Below are 24,713 nucleotides of genomic sequence, written 5' to 3'. Positions count from 1 at the left end.
TTTATGCTGAGCAAAAAGATTCGCAAATTTCTGTTATTCGGGGTGATCGCCGCGCTGTTCCTGGCGGTGGGCTACTGGAATATCAGCCCGGAGCGCTTTCTCGACAAGCCTGTAGTGGCCGTCGACGAGAGCGCTATCGCCTATTACGCCATCAACGCCCACACCATACAGTTCCTGCCTGACGGCAAGGTTCAGTACGAAATGACCGCCGATAAAGTCGAAAACCTCAAGGCCACGGACGTCAGCCTACTGACCAACCCCGACCTGAACCTCTACCGCGGTACCGAGTTCCCATGGCATGTCACCAGCAAGCGCGGTGAGGTGAACAAGGGTGGCACCCAGGTAGAACTGATCGACTCGGTCCGCGTTGCACGCACCGACGATAAGAACCGCGACACCATCATTACCAGCAGTCGCATGACCGTTTTCCCACAACAGCAATATGCGCAGACCGAGCAAGACGTTAGAATCGACGGCGCTGGCGGTGTATCGACTGGCAAGGGAATGAAAGCGTATTTGAAAGAAAGCAGGATACACCTGCTATCGAACGTAAGAGGACAGTATGAGGCTCGTTAAAACCCTCCCTATTTTGCTCGGTCTGGGCGCAGCACTGGGAAGCGTGAGCGCCTGGGCTCTGCCGAACGATAGCCAGCAACCGATCCACATTCAGGCTGACGATGCGCAGCTGGATGACAAACAAGGTGTGGCCACCTACACCGGCGGCGTGATCATCACCCAAGGCTCGATGAAAATCACCGGCAACACGGTGACGCTCACGCGTACCCCGGCCGGCGATATTGACGTGGTGACGTCGGTGGGCAACCTGGCCTATTTCGAACAGAAGCAGGCGCCCGCCGATACCGCCCCGATGAAGGGCTACGGCAAGACCATCCAGTACCACGCCCAGCAGAACCGCATTGTCCTGATCGATCAGGCCAAAGTGGTCAGCACCGATGGCAACACCACGGAAGGTGAAAAAATCACCTATGACACCGTGAAGCAGATCGCTCAGGCCGGCCGCGCCAATGGCAGCAAGGTCACCGCACCTCGCCCGCGTATCGACATGGTTATCCAGCCGAAGCAGAAAGCTGACGCGAAGAAGGCGAACTAACGAATGGCAACCCTGAAAGCCCAGCATCTGGCCAAGGCCTATAAAAGCCGTCAGGTCGTACGCGACGTGAGCCTGTCGATCGACAGTGGCCAGATCGTCGGCTTGCTTGGCCCGAACGGTGCCGGCAAGACCACATGCTTCTATATGATCGTCGGGCTGGTTCAGGCGGATCAAGGGCGTGTACTGATCGACGACTTGGACGTCAGCCATCAGCCCATGCACGGTCGTGCACGCGCAGGTATCGGCTATCTTCCCCAGGAAGCGTCGATCTTCCGCAAACTGTCAGTGGCCGACAACATCATGGCGATCCTTGAGACCCGCAAGGAACTCGACCGTGATGGCCGCCGCAAGGAGCTGGAAAGCCTGCTGCAGGAGTTCCATATCAACCACATTCGCGACAACCTCGGCATGAGCTTGTCCGGTGGTGAGCGTCGCCGTGTGGAAATCGCCCGCGCCCTGGCCACTGCGCCTAAGTTCATCCTGCTGGACGAGCCGTTTGCCGGCGTCGACCCGATCTCGGTCGGCGACATCAAACAGATCATCTATCACCTCAAGGCCAAGGGTATCGGCGTATTGATCACCGACCACAACGTCCGTGAGACCCTCGATATCTGTGAAACAGCTTATATCGTCAACGATGGCCAGCTGATCGCCGAAGGCGATTCCGCCACTATCCTGGCCAACGAACTGGTCAAGGAAGTGTACCTGGGCCATGAGTTCCGCCTGTAAGCACTGTGGTGTCTGGCCATTCGCCAAGGCGCGCGGGAGTCAATAAAAACCTCGTTTTTTTTATTGTTACCGCGCTCTAGGCAAAGCCCCCGATATCAGGCATATAATTTGCTTATGTTTGGCGCTCACGCGCCCTGTCGTGGATGGCGCATTGCGCCGGCGAATAAGGTGTTAAGCCCCTGCCATGAAACCATCGCTAGTCCTGAGAATGGGCCAGCAGCTGACGATGACACCGCAGCTGCAACAGGCCATCCGCCTGCTCCAATTGTCGACCCTGGACCTGCAACAGGAAATCCAGGAGGCCCTGGAGTCCAATCCGATGCTCGAACGCCAGGAAGAAGGCGACGACTTCGATAATGCAGACCCGCTGGCCGACAACATCGAGCAAAAACCCAACGCCGACGTGCAGGAACCCTCTTATCAGGAAACCGCCCCGACGGTGGATAACCTTGAGGAAGGCGAATGGAACGAGCGCATTCCCAACGAGCTTCCCGTGGACACCGCGTGGGAAGACGTCTACCAGACCAGCGCCAGCAGCCTGCCGAGCAATGATGATGACGAGTGGGATTTCACCACCCGTACGTCCGTCGGCGAGAGCCTGCAAAGCCATTTGTTGTGGCAACTGAACCTCGCGCCGATGTCGGACACCGATCGCCTGATCGCCGTCACCCTGATCGACTGCATCAATAACCAGGGCTACCTGGACGAAACCCTTGATGAAATCCTCGAGGCCTTCGACCCTGAACTGGACATTGAACTGGACGAAATCGAAGCCGTCCTGCACCGCATCCAACAATTCGAGCCCGCCGGTATCGGCGCTCGCACGCTCAGCGAGTGCCTGCTGCTGCAACTGCGCCAACTGCCGGCCAAGACCCCTTGGCTCGCTGAGGCCCAGCGCCTGGTCACCGACTACATCGACCTGCTGGGCAGCCGCGACTACAGCCAGCTGATGCGCCGCATGAAGCTCAAGGAAGACGACCTGCGCCAGGTCATTGAGCTGGTACAGAGCCTCAACCCTCGCCCGGGCTCGCAGATCGAGTCCAGCGAAGCCGAATACGTGGTTCCCGACGTGATCGTGCGCAAGGACAACGAGCGCTGGCTGGTGGAATTGAACCAGGAATCGGTGCCGCGCCTGCGCGTCAACCCGCAATACGCAGGCTTTGTGCGCCGCGCCGACACCAGCGCCGACAACACCTTCATGCGCAACCAGTTGCAGGAAGCGCGCTGGTTCATCAAGAGCCTGCAGAGCCGCAACGAAACCCTGATGAAAGTGGCCACCCAGATCGTCGAGCACCAGCGCGGCTTCCTGGAATATGGCGACGAGGCCATGAAACCGCTGGTGCTGCACGACATCGCTGAGGCGGTGGGCATGCACGAATCGACGATTTCCCGGGTGACCACGCAAAAATTCATGCATACCCCACGGGGTATTTATGAGTTGAAATACTTTTTCTCCAGCCACGTCAGCACCTCCGAAGGCGGCGAATGCTCGTCCACGGCGATCCGCGCGATCATCAAAAAACTGGTTGCCGCGGAAAATCAGAAAAAGCCGTTGAGTGACAGCAAGATCGCTGGTTTACTGGAGGCACAAGGCATTCAGGTCGCCCGTCGAACCGTCGCCAAGTACCGCGAGTCCCTCGGGATCGCGCCTTCCAGCGAGCGTAAGCGTTTGATGTGACGGGCGGGCCATAGCGTTCCAGTGGCGGGTATTCCTACCCGCCGCTTTATGCACTGGCAACGAAGGAGAAGCTGTATGCAAGTCAATATCAGTGGACACCAACTGGAAGTGACCGAACCGCTGCGCGCCTATATAGGCGAAAAGCTCAAAAGAATTGAGGGGCATTTCGACAAGATCACCAATGTGCAAGTCATCATGACTGTCGAAAAGCTGAAGCAGAAAATCGAAGCCACCTTGCGTATACCCGGCGGGGAAGTCGTCGCCAATGCTGAGCATTCAGATATGTATGCCGCCATTGACGACCTGACCGACAAGCTGGATCGCCAAATCAAAAAGCATAAGGAAAAGCAGCAGAGCCTTCTTCAGGGCACAGGCCGCTAACACTCCCCACCCATGATCCGACTTGAAACCATCCTGACCCCCGGCCGTTCCCTCGTGAACGTGCCGGGCGGCAGTAAAAAGCGCGCCCTAGAACAAATTGCCAACCTGATCGGCCGCGAAGTGCCCGAACTGGATACGCAAGCTGTGTATGAGGCACTTATCGCCCGTGAAAAACTCGGTTCAACCGGTTTTGGCAACGGTATCGCGATTCCTCACTGCCGCCTGCAAGGCTGTGAAGCCCCAGTGAGCGCCCTGCTGCACCTCGATGCACCAATTGATTTCGACGCCATCGACGGCGCACCGGTCGACCTGCTGTTCGTTCTGCTGGTCCCGCAAGCCGCCACCGATGCACACCTGGAACTGCTCCGGCAGATCGCCAGCATGCTCGACCGCAAGGAAGTACGCGACAAACTGCGCAGTGCCAGCACCAACGAGGCGCTCTATCAGGTTGTCCTGGATGAACAAAGCGGGCAGTAATCATGCGTTTGATCATCGTCAGCGGCCGTTCCGGCTCGGGTAAAAGCACTGCCCTCAACGTTCTTGAGGACAACGGCTTCTATTGCATCGACAACCTGCCTGCGGGCCTGCTGCCTGAACTGGCGGAGCGCGCGCTGATCCACACTGAATTGGCACAACCCCTGGTTGCCGTTTCGATTGACGCCCGCAACCTGCCCAGCCACCTTGAGCGATTCCCGCAATTGCTCGAGGAAGTGCGCGCCAAGCACATTCATTGCGATGTGCTCTACTTGGATGCGGACGAAGAAACGCTGCTCAAGCGCTTTTCCGAGACCCGCCGACGCCACCCCCTCAGCAGCCCGCATCGCTCCCTGGCCGAAGCCATTGAGGACGAGACCACGCTGCTCGGCCCGATCATTGACCTCGCCGACCTCAAGATCAACACCACCAGCCTGAACCTGTATCAATTGCGGGATGCCATCAAGCTGCGCCTGCTGAACCAGCCGGAGCCCGGTACCGCTTTTCTGGTCGAGTCGTTTGGCTTCAAGCGCGGCATGCCGGTGGACGCCGACCTGGTCTTTGATGTGCGTTGCCTGCCTAACCCTTATTGGAAGCCAGAACTGCGCGAACAGTCGGGGCTGGATCAGCCTGTAGCCGAATACCTGGCCGCGCAGCCGGATGTAGAGGAGATGTTCCAAGACATCTCCAGCTACCTGCTCAAATGGTTGCCGCGCTTTGCTGCGAGCAATCGGGCCTATGTCACCATTGCCATTGGCTGTACCGGCGGCCACCATCGCTCCGTCTACCTGACCGAACGCCTGGGCCAGGTGCTGCAGCAAACCCTCAAGAACGTCCAGGTTCGCCACCGCGACCTTAGCTGAAAGGACCACCCCGCGATGCCCGCTCTGGAAATTGAAATCATCAACAAGCTGGGCCTGCACGCTCGCGCTTCCGCTAAATTCGTCGGCGTTGCCGGACAATTTCCTTGCGAGATCTACGCCGGGCGCACGCCGGAGTCCATGGTCAACGGCAAGAGCATCATGTCGATGATGATGCTGGCCGCCGGCAAGGGCACCAAGATTCACCTGAAGACGCAAGGCGAGCAGGAACAGGAAGCGATGGATGCCTTGGTGGCGCTGATCAACAACTACTTCGACGAGGGTGAGTAAATCCACCCTTTGAGAGGGATGTGAGGCTGCAACAGCCTCACCCCAGAGCTGTATCCATCACCATCATTAAACAGAACCCGATGCACAACCCCAAGCTGGCAAGCTTTTCGTGACCATTGCGGCGCGATTCGGGGATCACTTCGTGAGTCACCACCAGCAACATCGCACCAGCCGCAAGCGCGAGGCCCAGCGGTAACAAAACTTCTGCCAGGCTCACCAGCCACGCGCACAACACAGCGAATACCGGCTCTACCAACCCTGACGCGGCGCCGATCAGGAACGCTTTGACCCGCGACATCCCGGCCCCGGCCAAGACCAGCGCAATCACCAAACCTTCCGGCACGTCCTGCAGGGCAATGCCCATGGCCAGGCTATCGGCATCCGGCATGCCGCCACCGGCAGAGACGCCCACCGCCATGCCTTCCGGAATGTTGTGGGCAATGATGGCGAACACAAACAGCCAGATGCGGGGTGGGATCACCGGTTTATCCGGCGTGCCCACCAGCATTTCCGGGCTGGCGCCGGAGACCTTGCGGTCGACCAGGTACAGCCCGAACGCTCCCAGCATGATCCCAAAGCTGATCAAGCCGCTGGCGCCCCAGGGCGAAAGCCCCAGGCCTTCAGCGGCAGTGATACCCGGCACGATCAGCGAAAAGGCAGTTGCTGCCAACATCACTCCAGCACCAAAGCCCAACAATGTATCGCTGAGCGCTACCGGCATCCGACGAATCACCAGCACCGGCACCGCGCCCAGCGCCGTGCCGAGCGCGCAGATCGACCCGCCCTGCAAGGCACGCAGGATGCGCGGTTCAAGGTCCAGCCAGGCCAGCCCGTGGGCCACCAGCAATGCAGTACCTGCCAATAGCAGCAGTGAGCCAAACGCATAACGAAACATTCGTCCGCTGCTGATCGCCAGTATTTCAGTGCCCATAGTCGGCCTTAGGTCGTGTTATAGGGTCAATATCAGGCCAAGGCGGCCTGGTAGCGTGCGGCGACTTCCGGCCAATTGATCACGCTGTAGAAGGCGTTGATGTATTCCGGACGACGGTTCTGGTAGAGCAGGTAGTAGGCGTGCTCCCAGACGTCCAGACCGAGGATCGGCGTATTGCCGTTCATCAGCGGGCTGTCCTGGTTGCCGCTGCTTTCGACCACCAGGGTCTTTTGTGGGGTAACGCTCAGCCAGGCCCAACCACTGCCGAAACGCGTCAGGGCAGCCTTGGTGAAGGCTTCCTTGAAACTGTCGAAACCACCCAACTGTTCCTCGATCGCTTTGCCCAGCACGCCCTCAGGTTTGCCGCCGCCTTTGGGCGACATCACCGCCCAGAACAGCGAGTGGTTAGCGTGGCCGCCACCTTGGTTGATCACTGCGGCACGCAGTTTTTCCGGCAACTGCTGGACGCTGGACACCAACTTCTCAACCGGCCAGCCCGCAAACTCAGTGCCCTCAACCGCCGCATTCAGGTTGTTGATGTAGGTCTGGTGATGCTTGGTGTAGTGGATTTCCATGGTTTGCGCATCGATGTGCGGCTCCAGGGCATCGTAGGCGTAAGGCAGGGCAGGCAAGGTGTAGGACATATCAATGTGCTCCGTAATAAGGACTGTTGCGGATCGACGCATCCGTTTGCACCGCAGCGCCACCCAACAAGCGATGGGTTCGCGGGTACTCGCCGTGATCGCTGATGAAGTTCAACAGTTCGACGTAGGTCTTGCTGCTCTGGCGCAGCGCCGCCTCGCGCAATTGCCGGCTCAGGCGCGGGTCCTGCAGGGTCTGCAGCAGGCGCTGGTGGATAGCACACAGGTACTCCGCGCTTTCCTCAGGCTGGTTCAGGCGCAGGTGCAGGTCCGCCAGGTTGTGATGGGAAATGACGCAAGCCGCCACTGCTTCGTCGGCATCCGCCCAACGCTCGAATAACACTTGAGCCAGGGCCAGGGCTTGCAAATAGGCCTCGCGAGCGTCGACCAGTTCGCCCTGCATAAAGCAGCGATTGGCCCGTTCGATCGTGCGTTTCCAGTGCTCCATGGTGAGCCTCCAAAGCAGAGTCGGTGATTACACGCCGCCCGCCGTAAGCTTTTCCGGATCCAGCAGGATCTCCAGTTGGCTACGTGACAAGTCAGTGTGCTCGAGAGCGACATCAATTACCGGACGGCCTTGCTGATAGGCCTTCTTGGCGATTTCAGCGGCTTTTTGGTAACCAATGATCGGGTTGAGTGCGGTGACCAGGATTGGGTTGCGCGACAGCGCTTCCTTGAGCTTGGCTTCGTTGACCTTGAAGCTGGCGATGGCCTTGTCGGCCAGCAAGCGGCTCGAATTGGCCAGCAGTTCAAGGCTGCTGAGCAGGTTTTGGGCGATGATCGGCAGCATCACGTTCAGCTCGAAGTTGCCGGATTGCCCCGCGACAGTAATCACCGTGTCATTGCCGATCACTTGGGCCGCGACCATGGCAGTGGCTTCCGGGATCACCGGGTTGACCTTGCCCGGCATGATCGAAGAGCCCGGTTGCAGGCCTTCCAGCTCGATTTCACCCAGGCCTGCGAGCGGTCCGGAGTTCATCCAGCGCAGGTCATTGGCGATTTTCATCAGCGAGACGGCGGTGGCTTTCAACTGGCCGGACACGGCAACGGCTGTGTCCTGGGAGCCGATCAATGCGAACAGGTTCCTGCCCGGGGTGAATTTCACGCCAGTCAGGTTGCTCAGTTGCTGGCTGAAACGCGCGGCGAATTCCGGGTGTGCGTTGATCCCGGTGCCGACCGCCGTGCCGCCCTGAGCCAGGGCCTGCAAGCTCGGCAGCAAGTCCTGCAAGTGACCGATATTGGCCTTGAGCTGCTGCGCCCAGCCGTTGAGCACCTGGCTCATGCGCACCGGCATGGCGTCCATCAAGTGGGTGCGGCCGGTCTTGATGAACGGATGCACTTGCTCGGCCTTTTGCTCGATCACCTGCACCAAGTGCAACAGCGCCGGCAGCGTTTGCTCATGCAGCACCAAGGCGGCACTGACGTGGATGGTGGTGGGAATGATGTCGTTGCTGCTTTGGCCGCAGTTCACGTGGTCGTTAGGGTTGACCGCCTCGCCCAACAAACGTGTGGCCAGGGTCGCAATCACTTCGTTGGCGTTCATGTTGGAGCTGGTGCCGGAGCCGGTCTGGAAGATATCCACCGGGAAGTGCGGCATGTAATCGCCCTCCAGCAAGCCCTGGGCGGCATCGACAATGGCTTTGCCCTGCCCTTCGCTGATCTGCTTTAGGTCGACGTTGGCCTTGGCCGCAGCGGCTTTGGCCAGGATCAGGGCGCGGATGAATTGCGCCGGCATGCGTTGGTTGCTGATCGGAAAGTTGTTCACCGCGCGCTGGGTTTGTGCGCCATACAAGGCCTCGGCCGGTACTTGCAGTTCGCCCATGCTGTCGCGTTCGATACGGGTGTTACTCATCGGAAGATCCTTGCACCAGGTCAGAAACAGAAATGGAAGGCAGCAATTCGCAGGTCGCCAATTGCCAGGCAAAGGCCTGCCAGCGCTTAAGGCGGCAGGCACAGTGGGAGAGGTTTTCCAGGTCGCGCAGCGGGCGCCACGCCTGGTCCAGGCACATGGAGCGCCAATGCCAGGGCAAGGCGATATCGCGGGCGGTGTCGATCAGCAGGCGCAATGAGGTTTCGGCGATCGTCCACGGATGGGTCGCGGTGCAACACGCCAGGTACCGACCCTCATTGAGGTAATGTTCGATCAGGCGAGGTTCATTGGGATCGAGGCCGCAGCGAATCTGACGACTCATCCAGCGCCAGCTTTCCAGGTACGGATCCTCATGCAGGACAGAACTCATGATCCACACTCATTCGATAATGATATTTATTATTAAATGATATTGAGAATCAAAACAAGTACAGCACGTTAATCCACCTGTGACTCGGCCATAAAAAAAGGCACGCCATCTGTACGATGGCGTGCCTTTTTTTGAGCGCGAGAGTGATTAGCTGCCGGCGACAGTCATCCGCTCGATCAACACCGAACCGGTGCGAATGTTGCTGCGCAGTTCCAGGTCGTTACCCACGGCAACGATCTGCTTGAACATGTCGCGCATGTTGCCGGCGATGGTGACTTCCTGCACGGCGAATTGAATTTCGCCGTTTTCTACCCAGAAACCCGCCGCGCCGCGGGAATAATCACCGGTGACCATATTCAGGCCACTGCCCATCAGTTCGGTCACCAGCAGGCCACGGCCCATACGACGCAGCAACGCCGCCTGGTCTTCGTCGCCATGGGTCACGAACAGGTTGTGCACGCCACCGGCGTTGGCGGTGCTTGGCAGGCCAAGCTTGCGGCCAGCGTAAGTACCGAGAACGTAGGAGACCAACTCGCCCTTTTCGACAAACGGTTTGGCATAAGTGGCCAGGCCATCACCGTCGAACGCCGAACTGCCCATGGCGCGCATCAGGTGCGGGCGCTCATCAATGGTCAGCCACTCAGGAAACAGTTTCTGGCCGATTGCGCCCTCAAGGAACGAAGACTTGCGGTAGAGGTTGCCGCCGGAAATCGCGCCCAGGAAGCTGCCGAACAACCCGCCGGCCAGCTCTGCCGAAAACAGCACCGGCACTTCACAGGTCGGTACCGGGCGCGCGCCCAGGCGGCTCGCCGCACGCTGGGCTGCGCGCTGGCCAATGCTGACCGGGTCAGCCAGCAATTCGCCTTGGCGGCTCACGTCATACCAGTAATCACGCTGCATCTGGCCATCGGCCTCGGCAATCATCACGCAGCTCAGGCTATGGCGAGTGGAGGCGTAACCACCGATAAACCCGTGGCTGTTGCCATACACGCGGCAGCCCTGATGGGTACTCAAGGTGGTGCCGTCAGCATTCTTGATGCGAGGATCAGCATCAAACGCTGCCGCTTCGCAGATCAGCGCCTGCTCGATAGCCTGTTCAGGCGTGATGTCCCAAGTGTGAAACAGATCGAAATCCTTCAAGTCCTTGGCCATCAGTGCCTTGTCAGCCAAGCCTGAGCTTTCATCTTCGGAGGTGTGCTTGGCAATCGCCAACGCAGCGGCGACCGTCTCGCGAATCGCTTCGGGCCCGCTGGCCGACGTACTCGCCGAGCCCTTGCGCTGCCCTACATACAAGGTGATACCAAAACCCTGGTCGCGATTGAATTCGACGGTTTCCACTTCCCGCTGGCGCACCGACGTCGACAACCCCTGCTCCAGCGACACCGCCACTTCACAGGCGCTGGCCCCCTGGCGCTTGGCCTCGGCAAGGATCTGCTCGACTTGTTCCTGCAGTGCCGGTAACGCTTGCGGACCGACGCTTTGGGCTGCACTCATGGTTTTCTCCACTCAAATTCTGCTTTCGGTTAAGGCCATCGAGCGACCGGGCCGGACAAGCGGCCCCCGACTGGTTATCATGGCGGCGTTTCTTTGCGGACTGCCACCATGGTTGATTCTTACGACGACTCCCTCGATGGGGAGAAAAGCAAAACCCAGGTCAAACGCGAGCTGCATGCTCTGGTTGACCTTGGCGAGCGCCTTACAACGCTCAAGCCTGACTTGGTTGCAAAACTGCCACTGACCGACGAAATGCGCCGGGCCCTGGCTGATGCACCTAAGCACACCGCGAATATCGCGCGTAAACGGCACATCATGTTTATCGGCAAACTGATGCGCGATCAGGACACTGACGCCATTCTGACCCTGCTCGATCAACTCGATGCCTCCACTCGCCAATACAACGAACGTTTCCACAACCTGGAACGTTGGCGTGACCGCCTGATTTCGGGCGATGACGCTGTATTGGAGAAGTTCGTGTTGGACTACCCGGACGCGGACCGCCAGCAACTGCGCTCCCTGATCCGTCAGGCCCAGCACGAACTGGCGCAAAACAAGGCTCCGGCCACCAGCCGTAAAATTTTCAAGTACATCCGTGAGCTGGACGAGACTCAACGCGGCCTGCGCTGATCCTCTTCCCCGGGTGGCGTTCTGCGCCACCCGAAGCTCCACCTTTTACGACCCCGTGCCACCCACGGTGATCGCATCAATCTTCAAGGTTGGCTGACCAACGCCGACCGGCACCGACTGCCCATCTTTACCGCACGTGCCCACGCCGCTGTCCAGCGACAGGTCGTTACCGACCATCGACACCTTGCTCATGGCTTCCGGCCCGTTACCAATCAACGTTGCCCCTTTGACCGGCGCGGTAATCTTGCCGTCTTCGATCAGGTACGCCTCGCTGGTGGAGAACACAAATTTGCCGCTGGTGATGTCCACTTGGCCGCCGCCGAGGTTGGCGCAGTAGATCCCGCGTTTTACCGAGGCGATGATTTCCGCCGGGTCGCTTTCGCCACCGAGCATGTAGGTGTTAGTCATACGCGGCATCGGCAGGTGCGCGTAGGACTCGCGGCGGCCGTTACCAGTACGCGCCACGCCCATCAGGCGGGCGTTGAGCTTGTCTTGCATGTAACCCTTGAGCACACCGTTTTCAATCAGCGTGGTGCACTCGGTCGGCGTGCCTTCGTCGTCGATGCTCAGCGAACCACGACGACCGGCCAGGGTGCCGTCATCGACAATGGTGCACAGCTTGGACGCGACCATCTCGCCCATGCGCCCGCTGTAGGCGGAACTGCCCTTGCGGTTGAAGTCGCCTTCCAGGCCGTGGCCCACCGCTTCGTGCAGCAAAACCCCAGACCAGCCCGAGCCCAGTACCACCGGCAAGGTACCGGCTGGCGCCGGAATGGCTTCAAGGTTGACCAGTGCCTGGCGCAGCGCTTCGCGGGCGTAGCCCATGGCGCGGTCTTCAGTGAGGAAATAACGGTAGTCGGTGCGCCCGCCGCCGCCATGGCCACCGCGCTCGCGGCGACCGTTCTGCTCGACGATCACACTGACATTGAACCGCACCAGCGGCCGTACATCCGCCGCCAACCCGCCGTCGGTGGACGCCACAAGAATGCGCTCCCACACACCGGCCATGCTCACGGTGACTTGCTGGATACGCGGGTCGAGGGCACGGGTGGCCGCATCGATACGCTTGAGCAAGTCGACCTTTTCCGCACGGCTGATCACTTCCAGAGGGTTATCCGGCGCGTACAACTGAGCCACATCCTGGGTGCTGAATGCCTGCACCGTGCCGTTCTGGCCGGCGCGGGAGATCGAGCGTGCCGCACGCGCCGCCAGGCCCAGGGCTTCAAGGGTAATGGCGTTGCTGTAGGCAAACCCGGTCTTCTCACCAGATTGCGCGCGCACGCCCACACCTTGATCAAGGTTGAAGCTGCCTTCCTTGACGATGCCGTCTTCGAGGGCCCAAGACTCGGAAATCTGCCCTTGGAAATACAGGTCGGCCGCGTCGATGCCTGGCCCGGCCAGATCGCCGAGCACGGTTTGCAAGCTTTCGATGGTCACGCCACCGGGTGCCAGGAGGTGTTCACTGACTGAGGACAACAACTCGCTCATAGGTTTGGCCTTAAATTCATCGTTCCGAAGCAGGCCGCTGCGCGCCCTGCGAGAAAAAGCGCCGATGGTTGACCACCGGCATGCGCGCCCGTATCGACGCCTGTTCACTGCTATCGCGTTCGGCCAACAACACCGCTTCGCCTTGATCCTGTTGTGTCAGCACGCGCCCCCAAGGGTCGACAATTGCTGCGTGGCCAAAGGTTTCCCGTGGGCCTGGGTGTACGCCGCCTTGGGCGGCTGCCAGCAGGTAGCACTGGGTTTCGATGGCTCGCGCACGAATCAGCACATCCCAATGTGCAGCGCCGGTCACCGCCGTAAAGGCCGAGGGCGCGGTAATCAATTCAGCCCCCGCCGCACGCAATTCGCTGTACAACTCGGGGAACCGCAAGTCGTAGCATACCGTCAGGCCCAAGCGCCCCACCGGCGTGTCCGCCACGACAACATTGCCACCGAAAGCATAGTCGTCGGATTCGCGATAACGACCTCGAGCATCCGCCACGTCGACATCGAACAGGTGCAGTTTGTCGTAACGGGCGACGATTTCACCCCGATCATCGATCAAGAGCGAGCAGGCGTTGGATTTGGCGTTCGGTTGGTCCTTAGGCGGCAACGGCAATGTGCCGGCCACTATCCATAAGGTGAGGTCGCGGGCGGCCTGTTTCAACCACGGCAGGATCGGGCCTTCGCCCAAGGCTTCGGCGCGACCAATGTCGGCGACGTCACGACGGCCCATGGCGGCGAAGTTTTCCGGCAGTACCGCCAGCTTCGCACCGCCCGCCGCCGCTTGCTCCAGCAAGCGCCGGGCCTGAGCCAGGTTGGCCAGGACGTCACTCTGGCTGACCATTTGAATTACCGCAAAGGACATAGGCCAACACTCCGTAAAGGGCATGCGGCCATGCTACTCCACAGGCTCTCAGTTTGGTTTTTCAAATGGCTTGTCGAAGGTGATTTTTGGATCCTTCCATGGACCTTGCACCTTGTATTGCACACTGGCGAAGCGCGACACACGGTCGCCGATCAACTTGTCGATCAGGAACAGCGCGCCACCAATGGCCGGCGCACCGACAATCAATGCGGCAATCGGCAGGTTGTTGGTCACCGGCAATGTGACCAGCAACTTGGCGTCGACCCGGTCGGCCACCAGGTCCAGCGTGCCATTGAGCTCAAGGTTAGTGGATGGCCCGGTCATGGTGATCGGCTCACGGGTCACGAACACGCCATTACTGGCCGCCAGCAAGCCTTTGACCCGGTCATAGCTCAAACCTTTGCCGAGCAAGTCCGAGAAGTCCAGGCGCAAACGGCGACCGATGGAGTTGAAGTTGAGCAAACCAAATACCCGCAGGGCCTGGGCGCCGCCTTCCACTTCAACGAACTGGCCTTTGCGGAATGCAGCGTCCAGGCTACCGGAGAAACGCTTGGGCCCGACCCAGGCTGGCGAACCCGGCCAGCGACCGTCCACGTCCAGATGGAAGTCTTCACTCGTCACGGTCGGCGCAAAGCCCCAGCCCTTGAGCACATCGGCGATGTTCTTGCCATCCAGGCGGCCTTTGTACCAACTGCTGCTGTCACCCGGCGCGCCTTCCCAACCACCGGCACCCTTGAGCTGCATGCCTTTGAGGCCCAGGTCCAGGTTGTTGAAGGCCAGGCCCTTGGCGGTTGGGCGGATCTTCAGCGACCAGGCACCTATCAGATCAGGCCCCTGGAACAATTGATCGATGGCGATATCCAGTGCCGGAATGTCTTTGGGATCAATATCAGCCAACGGGTCCGGCGCGTTCTCATTCGCCTGCACCGTCGGGTCCACCGCCGGCAATTTCACGTACTGCAAGTTGATCGCAATAGGCGCACCCTTGGCATCCGGCAGGTTCACCGCGCCTTTGGCTTGCTGGCTGTCAAACTGCAAACCCCACGCAGCCGGCTTGCGACCCAGTTGCAAGTTGACCCGATCAAACTGGGTACCGAAGCCAGTCAACTTGCCCACCTTGAAATCAGCGCCACTGAGCAGTTGCTTGGCACTGCCGCCCGGATCATTGCCGGCGTAGCGGTTTACCAGTTTTTTCCACGGGTCGATGTCCAGCTCCGACAGCACGCCGCGAATACGTAGGCCTTTGCTAGCTGGCAACAAGGCAGCGCCATCGCCAAGGAACAATTCCCCACGACCGTCATTGAACTTGTCTGGAGGCGAGGCAAAGGTAAAGCTCGCCAGCTCGCCGTAATCAAACCAGTAGCGCCGCTCGGCGCCCTGCAAGGTCATACGGAACACGCTGTCACGGCCCTGACTGGCAGGCATGCCAAACGGTGCCGGCAGATCCACTGCTACGCCCTTCATGGTGGAGCTGACCATCAGTTGGCTGTCGGCGCCGTCCAGGGTCAGTTGCAATTGGTAAGGGATATCACCGGACACCGGCAGCGGCTGGCTGACTTTTAACCAATCCGTCAGGCGCTTGACCGTGACCTGGCCCTTGGCGCTGACGCGCGTACTGATTTTGCCCGGTTTGCCATCGGCAAAAATCTGCGCAGTGATCGGCCGGTCGAACGCCTGGGCCGAGATGTTCTGGCCACTCAGGCCTTTGGCGCTGTCGAAGCGGAAATTGCCTTTGAGCTGGGTCAGGTCCAGGGTCGGCTCGGCCAATTGCAGGCGGGACTTGTCGGTCTGGAAGTCCACCACGATCTTCGGATCGGCGCCTTTGACCAGCGCAATGTCCAGGTCCAGTTTGCCTTGCAGGTCGCCCTCGCCCTTCCAACCGGCGAAGGTCGAACCGGTGCCTATCGGCGCTTCCTGGAGGATCTTCAAGCCATCGCCCAAGCCGCCAGCAAACCCACCGGTAATCAGCAGGTGGCTGTCTTGGCCGGAAGGCGCATGAGGAATATTGACGTAGATGTCCTTGACCTTGGTGTCGAGTAACTGGCCCTTGCTCGCCAGGATACGCACACCGCTCTCCTCGACAAACACTTCGCCATTGACCTTACTTACGTGCGGCCAACCCGGCTGGAACGCCAGTTCGGCATCATGCACCTTGAAGAACAAGCTGATATTGCGTGCAGCCGGCAGCGCGTCGTGGTTCAGCGAGCCTTGGTACTGGAAGAAACCTTCGTCAACCGCGCCTTTGAGAATCGCCGTGCGCAGCCACTCATCCAAGGACGGGCTTAACACGGCCGGCAAATACTTGGCCGTGAAGCGCCCGTCGCCATCGACCATGCCGACCCGCAGGTCCATGTAGTCTTCCTGGCTGTGGTCGAAATGCAGGCGAATCAGGAAGTCCGCAGCGACCTTGCCCTCTTCGCCCAGCACTTTGATGTACGGTGCGATCAGGGTGAAACCTTCCTTATCCAGCTTCCATGTCAGGCGCGCATTGGCCTGGATGTACTGCCATGGCTTGGCGAAGATCGGGTCCAAGTGCAAGGAAAAGTCCTTGCTGTCCATGCGCAACTCGCCGTGGCCCAGGTCGCCGCTGATGCTGCCGGACACGTTCCGCGCAGCCGGTGCGCCGAAGTAGGCATTAAAGCCGATACGCTCAAGGTTGGCGGCAAAGCTGACCTTTTGGTCAGTGGTGTCCTGGGGACGCAAATCCACCAGCACGTTACGCAGCACGCCAGTGGCCTTCAGGTGTTCAATGGTCTTGGCAACGCCTTCCGGCAAGGGCGCCAAGGCATTCAGCAGCGGCGTGATCGGGGTCAGGTCGAGGCGGTCGGCCTGCAGCTTCCAGACTTCCAGAGCGCTATCGGTGGCCAGGCTCTGTTGCAATTGCAGGCGTGATTCCCAGCGCGTCTCACCGATGTTCATCGCCAGCGAATCAAACAGCACTTTAAGGCCGGTATCACTGCGTTGCAGGTAAGCCGTGAGGGCAAGGTTTTCGATATGCACCGGTTTGCGGTCAGCGTAGCTGCCCTTCACCTGAGGCGAGTTGAGGCGCACCACGGCGTTTTGCACGGTACCCTTGGCCCAGTCGAGCCAGAACTCACCGCCCGCCTTGAATTGCGAAAGCTTCCATTGCTGGGTCAGCTTGGCCGGGATCCATTTGGCCCAGTCGCTCTGGGGAAGGCTCAGGTAGGCCTGGACTTGCGCGTCTTTCCATTCGCTCGCGCGGATACGCGTGCGCAGGCTCACGGCCAGTGGCTGGCCGTCCGGCAAGGTCACGCGGGCGTCGAGGCGTTGGCGCGTGGCGCCGGTGTGCAGGCTAAGGCCCACGTATGTCAGGGTCAGCGGCGCCTGAGCGAACGGTTGCAGCGTGACCTGGCTATCGAGCACCGACACGCGCTTGACCATCTGCATGCGTGTCAGCAACTGCTCCGGGTCCAGCGGCTGATCATCTTGTACCGGCAGGCCTTGCAGCGCCCAGTGGCCGTCCTTGTCTTCCTTGATGCTCAACTGCAACCCGCTGACTTCCAAGTGGGCAATGCGCACCTCGCGCGCCATCAGGCTGGCCCAGATAGCCGGTACCACTTCAACCTGGTCCAGGCGCAAGGCACTGCTGCCCTCGCCGACCATCACATCGTGGGCCAGCAATATCGGTGCGAAACCGCTCCAGCGCCCTTCCAGGCTACCGATGCGCACAGGCATATCCACCGCGGCCTGGGCCTTGGCTTCGATTTCGGCGCGGTATTCGGCCACCAACGGGGTGAGTTCACGACCCAGGCTCACGTACACCGCCGCCAGTACCAGCAGCAAGGCGCACAAGCCCAGGCCCCAGCGGGTCAAAGCGGCAAAAAAGCGTTTCAGACGCTCCATGTCAGGCGACCCTCAAGGCAATTAGCGGACGGCAGATCAAGGTCTGCCGGTCTCGAAGAAAGAAAGCGATTGGGGATCAGAGCAGCACCACGTCGTATTGTTCCTGTGAATACATGGTTTCGACCTGGAAACGAATGGTACGCCCGATAAAACCTTCCAATTCGGCGACGTTACCAGACTCCTCGTCCAGCAACCGATCGACCACTTTCTGGTTGGCGAGCACTCTATAACCTTCGGCCTGATAGGCACGCGCCTCCCGTAAGATTTCGCGGAAAATCTCGTAGCAAACCGTTTCTGGGGTCTTCAACTTGCCCCGCCCCTGGCAGCTGCTGCAAGGCTCGCAGAGCACTTGTTCGAGGCTTTCGCGGGTACGCTTGCGGGTCATCTGCACCAGGCCAAGCTCGGTGATGCCGATGATATTGGTCTTGGCGTGATCGCGCTCCAGCTGCTTCTCGAGGGTACGCAGCACCTGGCGCTGATGCTCTTCGTCTTCCATGTCGATGAAGTCGATGATGATGATGCCGCCCAGGTTGCGCAGGCGCATCTGGCGGGCAATCGCGGTAGCCGCTTCGAGGTTGGTCTTGAAGATGGTCTCTTCAAGGTTGCGATGCCCCACGAACGCACCGGTGTTGACGTCGATGGTGGTCATGGCTTCCGCCGGGTCCACCACCAGATAGCCGCCGGACTTGAGCGGCACCTTGCGTTCCAAGGCTTTCTGGATTTCGTCTTCGACGCCATACAGGTCAAAAATCGGCCGTTCACCAGGGTAATGTTCCAGGCGATCGGCAATTTCAGGCATCAGTTCGGCGACAAACTGCGTGGTGCGCTGGAAGGTTTCCCGCGAGTCGATGCGAATTTTCTCGATCTTCGGGCTGACCAGATCGCGCAGGGTGCGCAGGGCCAGGCCCAAGTCTTCATAGATGACGCTGGGTGCGCCGATGGTTTTGATCTGCGCGCCGATCTGATCCCAGAGGCGTCGCAGGTAACGGATGTCCATGAGGATTTCATCGGCGCCGGCGCCTTCTGCGGCGGTGCGCAGGATGAAGCCACCCGCTTCCTTGATGCCCTCGGCAGCCACGCAGTCGCTGACCACCTTTTTCAGGCGCTCGCGCTCGGCTTCGTCTTCGATCTTCAAGGAAATGCCGACGTGAGCAGTACGCGGCATGTACACCAGGTAACGCGAAGGAATCGACAACTGAGTCGTCAACCGCGCGCCCTTGGAACCGATGGGGTCCTTGGTGACTTGCACCACCAGGCTCTGCCCTTCGTGCACCAACGCACTGATGCTTTCGACCGCAGGGCCTTCGCGCAGGGAGATTTCCGAAGCATGGATGAACGCGGCGCGGTCCAGGCCGATATCGACGAATGCAGCCTGCATCCCCGGCAACACGCGCACCACTTTGCCTTTATAAATATTGCCGACAATGCCGCGCTTCTGCGTGCGCTCGACGTGCACTTCTTGCAGAACACCGTTCTCTACCACCGCCACGCGCGATTCCATCGGCGTGATATTGATCAGAATCTCTTCACTCATGGCTGGGTCTCGTTCAGGCGTTTTCACAATAGTGACCGATCGCTTAAGGCTTGGCGCGCAAGTAAGGCGTTCAGCGCGCGGTAAGGTTTTGCCAACAGGGTATGCCGAATTGCTCGAGCAGTTGCGCGGTTTCGCACACCGGCAGGCCAACCACGGCGGAGTAACTGCCATTGAGCCCGGCGACAAACACCGACCCGAGCCCTTGGATAGCATAGCCGCCAGCTTTGTCCTGAGGTTCGCCACTGTGCCAGTAGGTCGTAGCCTCCTCGACAGAAATCCCGCGAAACAGTACGCGACTGCTTACACATCGGGTTTCGCAGCGCTCGCCGTCGGTGAGCGCAATGGCCGTGAGCACTTCATGTTCACGCCCTGCCAAAGCCATCAACATGGCCAAGGCATCCGCTTGATCCATCGGTTTGCCGAGGATATGACCCTCCACGATCACAGCCGTGTCGGCGCCTAAAACGCAGGCGCCCGCCGTTTTTTCAAGCGCAGCAAAACCCGCCGTGGCCTTGCCGCGCGCAAGGCGCTCGACGTAGGCAACAGCAGATTCGTTTGTAAGAGGCGTTTCATCAATGGCGGCGCTGACCACGGTGAAGGGCACACCGATCTGGGTCAGCAATTCACGCCGCCTTGGGGAACCCGAGGCCAGATAAAGCAAATTCATTGCAGACTCTCCCTGTAGGGTTCGATAACCAGGCAGAGCCTCGCAATCCATTCAATTGATTTTATAGCGACGAAGTAACCCACGCAGACCAAAACTGACCCATGGCCACAGCAATGCACTGACCAGCGCAGGCAGCACCAACGCCAGGGTTGGCTGGCGGTTACCGGTCAAGGCGCTGAGCCACAGTTGCACCAACTGCGCCAGGCCGAAGATCACCAGGATCACCAGGCACTGCTGCCACATCGGGAACATGCGCAAGCGCTGCTGCAACGACAGCACCAGAAAAGTAATCAGGGTCAGGATCAACGCATTCTGACCGAGCAAAGTGCCATAGAGCACATCTTCCGCCAAGCCCAGGCACATTGCGGTGACCATTCCGACTTTATGCGGCAAGGTCAGCGACCAGAACGCCAGCAGCAGGGCCAGCCATAAAGGACGCAGGACTTCCATGAATTGCGGTAACGGCGAAACGCTGAGCAGCAGGCCGACGGCGAAGGTCAGCCAGACGATCCAGCCATTGTGCGAATGAGTACCGGCCATTATTCCTCCCTCTGCCGTGTGGTGGCCGGGGCTGCGGCCGCTGGCCGGGCTGCCGGGGTGGTAGCAGCAGGCGGTTTAACCGCCGGAGTTGCAGCAGTTGGCGTCGTCGCGGGTGGCTTGGCCGCAGCCGGTTTGGCCGGGCGAGCGTTGTGGGCCGCAGGTTTGACTGGCGTTGCCACTGGCGCTGCCGCGGCGGCCACAGGGGCTGGTGGCCCCACGAACGCAGGTTTTGGCACCGTGGCAGGAATGGTCGGCGCAGCGCCGTTCTGCTTGTCTTCCGCTTCCTGCGCCTGAGCGGCGTCGTTGGCACGCTCTTCCGGCGTGCGGTTGTCGCTGAAGACCAGCAGCAGGTAACGGCTGCGGTTCAAGGCGGCAGTCGGCACGGCACGTACAATGGCGAAGGGCTGGCCGGAATCGTGGATCACTTCCTTGACCGTCGCCACTGGGTAACCCGCCGGGAAGCGCTGGCCCAAGCCGGAGCTGACCAGCAGGTCGCCTTCCTTGATGTCGGCAGTGTCCGCCACATGACGCAACTCCAGACGCTCCGGGTTACCGGTGCCGCTGGCAATGGCGCGCAAGCCGTTACGGTTCACCTGCACGGGGATGCTGTGAGTCGTGTCCGTCAACAACAATACACGCGAGGTGTAGGGCATCAACTCGACCACCTGACCCATCAGGCCACGGGCATCAAGCACCGGCTGGCCGAGGACCACACCGTCGCGCTCACCTTTGTTGATGATGATGCGGTGGGTAAACGGGTTAGGGTCCATGCCGATCAACTCGGCCACTTCCACCTTCTCGTTGACCAGTGCGGAGGAATTGAGCAACTCACGCAGCCGAACGTTCTGCTCGGTGAGGGCCGCCAGCTTTTGCATGCGCCCCTGCAACAGCAGGTTTTCAGTCTTGAGTTTTTCGTTCTCGGCGACCAGCTCAGTGCGGCTGCCGAATTGGCTGGCCACGCCCTGGTAGAGACGTTGCGGCAGGTCGGTGATCCAGTAAGTCTGCATCAACACCAGCGACATCTGGCTGCGCACGGGCTTGAGCAGTGCAAAGCGGGCATCGACCACCATCAGCGCGACCGAAAGCACGACCAGCACCAATAAGCGCACGCCCAATGAGGGGCCTTTGGCGAAAAGCGGTTTAATAATCCGCTCCTCCCAGGCAAATGTTCTCTTTATTCATACGGCATCAAACCGGCCTGGATGCAGATTGAAGAAGATAAACGCCAACAGGCAGCACTGCAAAGTGCTGCCTGCGGGCGAAGCATGAACCATCCAAGCGATCTTATTCGCTGGAGAGCAGGTCCATGGTGTGTTTATCCATCATTTCCAGTGCACGGCCACCGCCACGGGCGACGCAGGTCAGCGGGTCTTCGGCGACGATCACCGGCAGACCGGTTTCCTGGGCCAGCAGCTTGTCGAGGTCGCGCAGCAAGGCGCCACCACCGGTCAGCACCAGGCCACGCTCGGCGATATCGGAAGCCAGTTCCGGAGGCGATTGCTCCAGTGCGCTCTTCACGGCCTGAACGATGGTGGCCAGGGACTCTTGCAGAGCTTCCAGCACTTCATTGGAGTTCAGGGTGAAAGCACGTGGAACGCCTTCGGCCAGGTTGCGACCGCGAACATCAACTTCGCGAACTTCGCCGCCCGGGTAAGCGGTGCCGATTTCCTGCTTGATGCGCTCGGCGGTGGATTCGCCGATCAGGCTGCCGTAGTTACGACGTACATAAGTGATGATCGCTTCGTCGAAGCGGTCGCCGCCTACACGCACGGATTCGGCATACACCACACCGTTCAGGGAGATCAGGGCGATTTCAGTGGTACCACCACCGATATCCACCACCATCGAACCGCGCGCTTCTTCAACCGGCAGGCCAGCACCGATCGCAGCAGCCATTGGCTCTTCGATCAGGAACACTTCACGGGCACCGGCGCCAAGGGCCGATTCACGGATGGCACGACGCTCAACCTGGGTGGACTTGCACGGAACGCAGATCAGCACACGAGGGCTGGGCTGCAGAAAGCTGTTTTCGTGAACCTTATTGATGAAGTACTGCAGCATCTTCTCGCAGACGCTGAAGTCGGCGATCACGCCATCTTTCATCGGACGAATGGCAGCAATATTGCCTGGTGTTCGGCCGAGCATACGCTTGGCCTCGGTGCCAACGGCAACAACACTTTTCTGATTACCATGGGTCCGAATGGCCACAACCGATGGCTCATTCAGAACGATACCGCGCTCGCGCACGTAAATAAGGGTGTTGGCAGTGCCCAGGTCAATGGAAAGATCGCTGGAAAACATGCCACGCAGTTTCTTGAACATGGGGAAAGGACCCTAGGCAACGCGTGGGTAAAAAAGTGCGGCAAACTCTAACAACGACAGGGATTTTGGGCAAGGCGCCAATGTGCTAAATTGGCCGACTTTCTGTGCACCAACCCCCACAATCGCGGCCTTATGACCGTAGAAATGCGGTAGTGTTCCGACAATCTAACACACGGACGCCCTCCGTTCTGTTTTCCACTGGAGAATCCCATGGCGCTTGAACGCTCCGACGTGGAAAAAATCGCTCACCTGGCCCACTTGGACCTGGTTGAAGCCGATCTTCCACAGACCACCGCAGCCCTGAACAGCATTCTCGGGCTGGTCGACCAAATGCAGGCCGTCAATACCGACGGCATCGAGCCCCTGGCTCACCCACTGGAAGCCAGCCAGCGCCTGCGCGCAGACGTTGTGACCGAGCGTAATAATCGCGAGGCCTACCAGTCCATCGCGCCAGCGGTCGAAAACGGCCTGTACCTGGTTCCGAAAGTCATCGACTAAAGGGAAAGAGCCTGCAATGCATCACATGACTCTGGCCGAGATCGCCCGCGGTCTCGCCGACAAAAAGTTTTCTTCCGAAGAGCTGACCAAGACCCTGCTTGCGCGCATCGCCGAGCACGATCCCAAGGTCAACAGCTTCATCAGCCTCACCGAAGAACTGGCCCTGAGCCAGGCCAAGGCCGCCGATGTGCGTCGCGCCGATGGTGAGAATGGCGCGCTGCTGGGCGCACCGATCGCCCACAAAGACCTGTTCTGCACCCAGGGCATTCGCACCAGCTGCGGCTCGAAGATGCTCGACAACTTTAAAGCGCCCTACGACGCCACCGTGGTGTCCAAGCTGGCTGCCGCCGGGGCCGTGACCCTGGGCAAGACCAACATGGACGAGTTCGCCATGGGTTCGGCCAACGAGTCGAGCTACTACGGCGCGGTGAAAAACCCGTGGAACTTGGAACACGTGCCAGGCGGCTCGTCGGGTGGTTCGGCGGCGGCCGTTGCCGCGCGCTTCCTGCCGGCGGCTACCGCGACCGACACCGGTGGCTCGATCCGTCAGCCCGCCGCGTTCACCAACCTCACTGGCTTGAAGCCGACCTACGGTCGCGTTTCCCGTTGGGGCATGATCGCCTACGCCTCCAGCCTCGATCAGGGCGGCCCATTGGCACGCACTGCCGAAGACTGCGCAATATTGTTACAAGGTATGGCAGGGTTCGATAAACAGGACTCCACCAGCATCGATGAGCCCGTGCCGGACTACAGCGCCAGCCTGAATACGTCGATCAAAGGCCTGCGCATCGGCGTGCCGAAAGAGTATTTCAGCGCCGGCCTCGACCCGCGTATCGCCGAGCTGGTCCACAACAGCGTCAAGGAACTGGAAAAGCTCGGCGCCGTGATCAAGGAAATCAGCCTGCCGAACAACCAGCACGCGATTCCTGCGTACTACGTGATCGCCCCGGCTGAAGCCTCCTCGAACCTGTCGCGTTTCGACGGCGTACGTTTCGGCTATCGCTGCGAAAACCCGAAAGACCTCACCGACCTGTACAAACGCTCGCGTGGCGAAGGCTTCGGCAGCGAAGTACAACGCCGGATCATGGTCGGTGCCTACGCCCTATCGGCCGGCTACTACGACGCGTACTACCTCAAGGCGCAAAAAATCCGTCGCCTGATCAAGAACGACTTCATGGCGGCCTTTGAAGAAGTCGATGTGATCCTCGGCCCAACCACGCCAAACCCGGCCTGGAAGATCGGCGCCAAGACCGGCGACCCGATCGCCGAGTACCTGGAAGACCTGTACACCATTACCGCCAACCTCGCGGGCTTGCCGGGCTTGTCCATGCCCGCCGGCTTCGTCGATGGCCTGCCGGTCGGCGTGCAATTGCTCGCCCCGTATTTCCAGGAAGGCCGCCTGCTCAATGTGGCGCACCAGTACCAGTTGAACACCGACTGGCACACTCGCACCCCTACCGGCTTCTGAGGAGAAC

At 60.0% G+C, this 24,713-nt stretch carries 25 protein-coding genes; 11 read left to right on the top strand and 14 right to left on the bottom strand.

The window, feature by feature from the left end; all coding sequences use genetic code 11:
- Positions 1-3 precede the first annotated feature (3 nt).
- The 8 genes from lptC (at position 4) to K0P33_RS05975 (ending at position 5,524) form a co-directional block, all read left to right on the top strand.
- Entirely contained in the window at positions 4-576 is a 573-nt protein-coding gene (gene lptC, locus K0P33_RS06010) for an LPS export ABC transporter periplasmic protein LptC (RefSeq protein ID WP_242154477.1), read from the top strand.
- Positions 563-1,111: a lipopolysaccharide transport periplasmic protein LptA gene (gene lptA / locus K0P33_RS06005; protein ID WP_094950431.1), complete on the top strand. Its 549-nt coding sequence runs from the start codon at positions 563-565 to the stop codon at positions 1,109-1,111. Before lptC ends, lptA begins: the two co-directional genes overlap by 14 nt.
- Before the next feature lie 3 nt (positions 1,112-1,114).
- A complete protein-coding gene (gene lptB, locus K0P33_RS06000; RefSeq protein WP_094950430.1) occupies positions 1,115-1,840 on the top strand; it encodes an LPS export ABC transporter ATP-binding protein in 726 nt (241 codons plus the stop codon).
- Positions 1,841-2,024: 184 nt separating this feature from the next.
- Positions 2,025-3,518, top strand: a complete 1,494-nt coding sequence (locus K0P33_RS05995; protein ID WP_094950429.1) for an RNA polymerase factor sigma-54 — start codon at positions 2,025-2,027, stop codon at positions 3,516-3,518.
- A gap of 75 nt (positions 3,519-3,593) precedes the next feature.
- Positions 3,594-3,899 carry a ribosome-associated translation inhibitor RaiA gene (gene raiA / locus K0P33_RS05990; protein ID WP_010170586.1) on the top strand — a complete coding sequence of 102 codons (306 nt, stop codon included), beginning with the start codon at positions 3,594-3,596 and terminating at the stop codon, positions 3,897-3,899.
- A 12-nt stretch (positions 3,900-3,911) separates the two neighbouring features.
- Positions 3,912-4,376 carry a PTS IIA-like nitrogen regulatory protein PtsN gene (gene ptsN, locus K0P33_RS05985; protein ID WP_094950428.1) on the top strand — a complete coding sequence of 155 codons (465 nt, stop codon included), beginning with the start codon at positions 3,912-3,914 and terminating at the stop codon, positions 4,374-4,376.
- Positions 4,377-4,378: 2 nt separating this feature from the next.
- Positions 4,379-5,236, top strand: a complete 858-nt coding sequence (rapZ, locus tag K0P33_RS05980; protein ID WP_083360130.1) for an RNase adapter RapZ — start codon at positions 4,379-4,381, stop codon at positions 5,234-5,236.
- Positions 5,237-5,251: 15 nt separating this feature from the next.
- On the top strand, positions 5,252-5,524 hold the full coding sequence (locus K0P33_RS05975; protein WP_094950427.1) for an HPr family phosphocarrier protein: 273 nt from the start codon (positions 5,252-5,254) through the stop codon (positions 5,522-5,524).
- Positions 5,525-5,561: 37 nt separating this feature from the next.
- Here K0P33_RS05975 and K0P33_RS05970 read toward each other — a convergent pair whose 3' ends face one another.
- The 6 genes from K0P33_RS05970 to pmbA form a co-directional block, all read right to left on the bottom strand.
- Entirely contained in the window at positions 5,562-6,455 is an 894-nt protein-coding gene (locus K0P33_RS05970) for a ZIP family metal transporter (RefSeq protein ID WP_242154475.1), read from the bottom strand.
- Between the two features lie 32 nt (positions 6,456-6,487).
- Entirely contained in the window at positions 6,488-7,099 is a 612-nt protein-coding gene (locus tag K0P33_RS05965; RefSeq protein WP_242154473.1) for a superoxide dismutase, read from the bottom strand.
- 1 nt (position 7,100) lies between these two features.
- Positions 7,101-7,544 (bottom strand): hypothetical protein, encoded by a 444-nt coding sequence (locus K0P33_RS05960; RefSeq protein WP_094950424.1) that lies wholly within the window; start codon positions 7,542-7,544, stop codon positions 7,101-7,103.
- Between the two features lie 27 nt (positions 7,545-7,571).
- On the bottom strand, positions 7,572-8,948 hold the full coding sequence (locus tag K0P33_RS05955) for a class II fumarate hydratase (protein WP_094950423.1): 1,377 nt from the start codon (positions 8,946-8,948) through the stop codon (positions 7,572-7,574).
- On the bottom strand, positions 8,941-9,336 hold the full coding sequence (locus tag K0P33_RS05950; RefSeq protein ID WP_242154471.1) for a FagA protein: 396 nt from the start codon (positions 9,334-9,336) through the stop codon (positions 8,941-8,943). Before K0P33_RS05950 ends, K0P33_RS05955 begins: the two co-directional genes overlap by 8 nt.
- A gap of 147 nt (positions 9,337-9,483) precedes the next feature.
- Positions 9,484-10,830, bottom strand: coding sequence for a metalloprotease PmbA (pmbA, locus tag K0P33_RS05945; protein ID WP_094950421.1), 1,347 nt, complete (start codon positions 10,828-10,830; stop codon positions 9,484-9,486).
- Positions 10,831-10,938: 108 nt separating this feature from the next.
- Between pmbA and yjgA the strand changes: the two genes are divergently transcribed.
- A complete protein-coding gene (yjgA, locus tag K0P33_RS05940; protein ID WP_064450713.1) occupies positions 10,939-11,460 on the top strand; it encodes a ribosome biogenesis factor YjgA in 522 nt (173 codons plus the stop codon).
- A gap of 45 nt (positions 11,461-11,505) precedes the next feature.
- On the opposite strand, the gene tldD is transcribed toward yjgA, so the two are convergent.
- The 8 genes from tldD to mreB form a co-directional block, all read right to left on the bottom strand.
- On the bottom strand, positions 11,506-12,948 hold the full coding sequence (tldD, locus tag K0P33_RS05935) for a metalloprotease TldD (RefSeq protein ID WP_094950420.1): 1,443 nt from the start codon (positions 12,946-12,948) through the stop codon (positions 11,506-11,508).
- A gap of 16 nt (positions 12,949-12,964) precedes the next feature.
- Positions 12,965-13,813, bottom strand: a complete 849-nt coding sequence (locus K0P33_RS05930) for a carbon-nitrogen hydrolase family protein (RefSeq protein WP_094950419.1) — start codon at positions 13,811-13,813, stop codon at positions 12,965-12,967.
- 48 nt (positions 13,814-13,861) lie between these two features.
- Positions 13,862-17,677 carry a YhdP family protein gene (locus K0P33_RS05925; RefSeq protein ID WP_242154469.1) on the bottom strand — a complete coding sequence of 1,272 codons (3,816 nt, stop codon included), beginning with the start codon at positions 17,675-17,677 and terminating at the stop codon, positions 13,862-13,864.
- A 76-nt stretch (positions 17,678-17,753) separates the two neighbouring features.
- Complete coding sequence (gene rng / locus K0P33_RS05920) at positions 17,754-19,211, bottom strand: ribonuclease G (protein ID WP_053254407.1); 1,458 nt, start codon at positions 19,209-19,211, stop codon at positions 17,754-17,756.
- 70 nt (positions 19,212-19,281) lie between these two features.
- Positions 19,282-19,878: a Maf family protein gene (locus tag K0P33_RS05915; RefSeq protein ID WP_094950417.1), complete on the bottom strand. Its 597-nt coding sequence runs from the start codon at positions 19,876-19,878 to the stop codon at positions 19,282-19,284.
- Between the two features lie 51 nt (positions 19,879-19,929).
- Entirely contained in the window at positions 19,930-20,418 is a 489-nt protein-coding gene (gene mreD / locus K0P33_RS05910) for a rod shape-determining protein MreD (protein WP_094950416.1), read from the bottom strand.
- Entirely contained in the window at positions 20,418-21,563 is a 1,146-nt protein-coding gene (gene mreC, locus K0P33_RS05905) for a rod shape-determining protein MreC (RefSeq protein WP_094950415.1), read from the bottom strand. The genes mreD and mreC overlap by 1 nt, the downstream gene beginning before the upstream one ends.
- A gap of 139 nt (positions 21,564-21,702) precedes the next feature.
- Positions 21,703-22,740, bottom strand: a complete 1,038-nt coding sequence (mreB, locus tag K0P33_RS05900) for a rod shape-determining protein MreB (RefSeq protein ID WP_002555108.1) — start codon at positions 22,738-22,740, stop codon at positions 21,703-21,705.
- Positions 22,741-22,950: 210 nt separating this feature from the next.
- On the opposite strand from mreB, the gene gatC reads away from it, so the two are divergent.
- A complete protein-coding gene (gene gatC, locus K0P33_RS05895; RefSeq protein WP_083360145.1) occupies positions 22,951-23,238 on the top strand; it encodes an Asp-tRNA(Asn)/Glu-tRNA(Gln) amidotransferase subunit GatC in 288 nt (95 codons plus the stop codon).
- A 16-nt stretch (positions 23,239-23,254) separates the two neighbouring features.
- Complete coding sequence (gatA, locus tag K0P33_RS05890) at positions 23,255-24,706, top strand: Asp-tRNA(Asn)/Glu-tRNA(Gln) amidotransferase subunit GatA (protein WP_242154465.1); 1,452 nt, start codon at positions 23,255-23,257, stop codon at positions 24,704-24,706.
- The last annotated feature ends 7 nt before the right edge of the window (positions 24,707-24,713 follow it).

Source organism: Pseudomonas sp. ArH3a (assembly GCF_022648765.1).
In the GTDB taxonomy this organism is placed as follows: Bacteria; Pseudomonadota; Gammaproteobacteria; order Pseudomonadales; family Pseudomonadaceae; genus Aquipseudomonas.
This window is presented reverse-complemented; position numbering and strand designations above follow the sequence as displayed.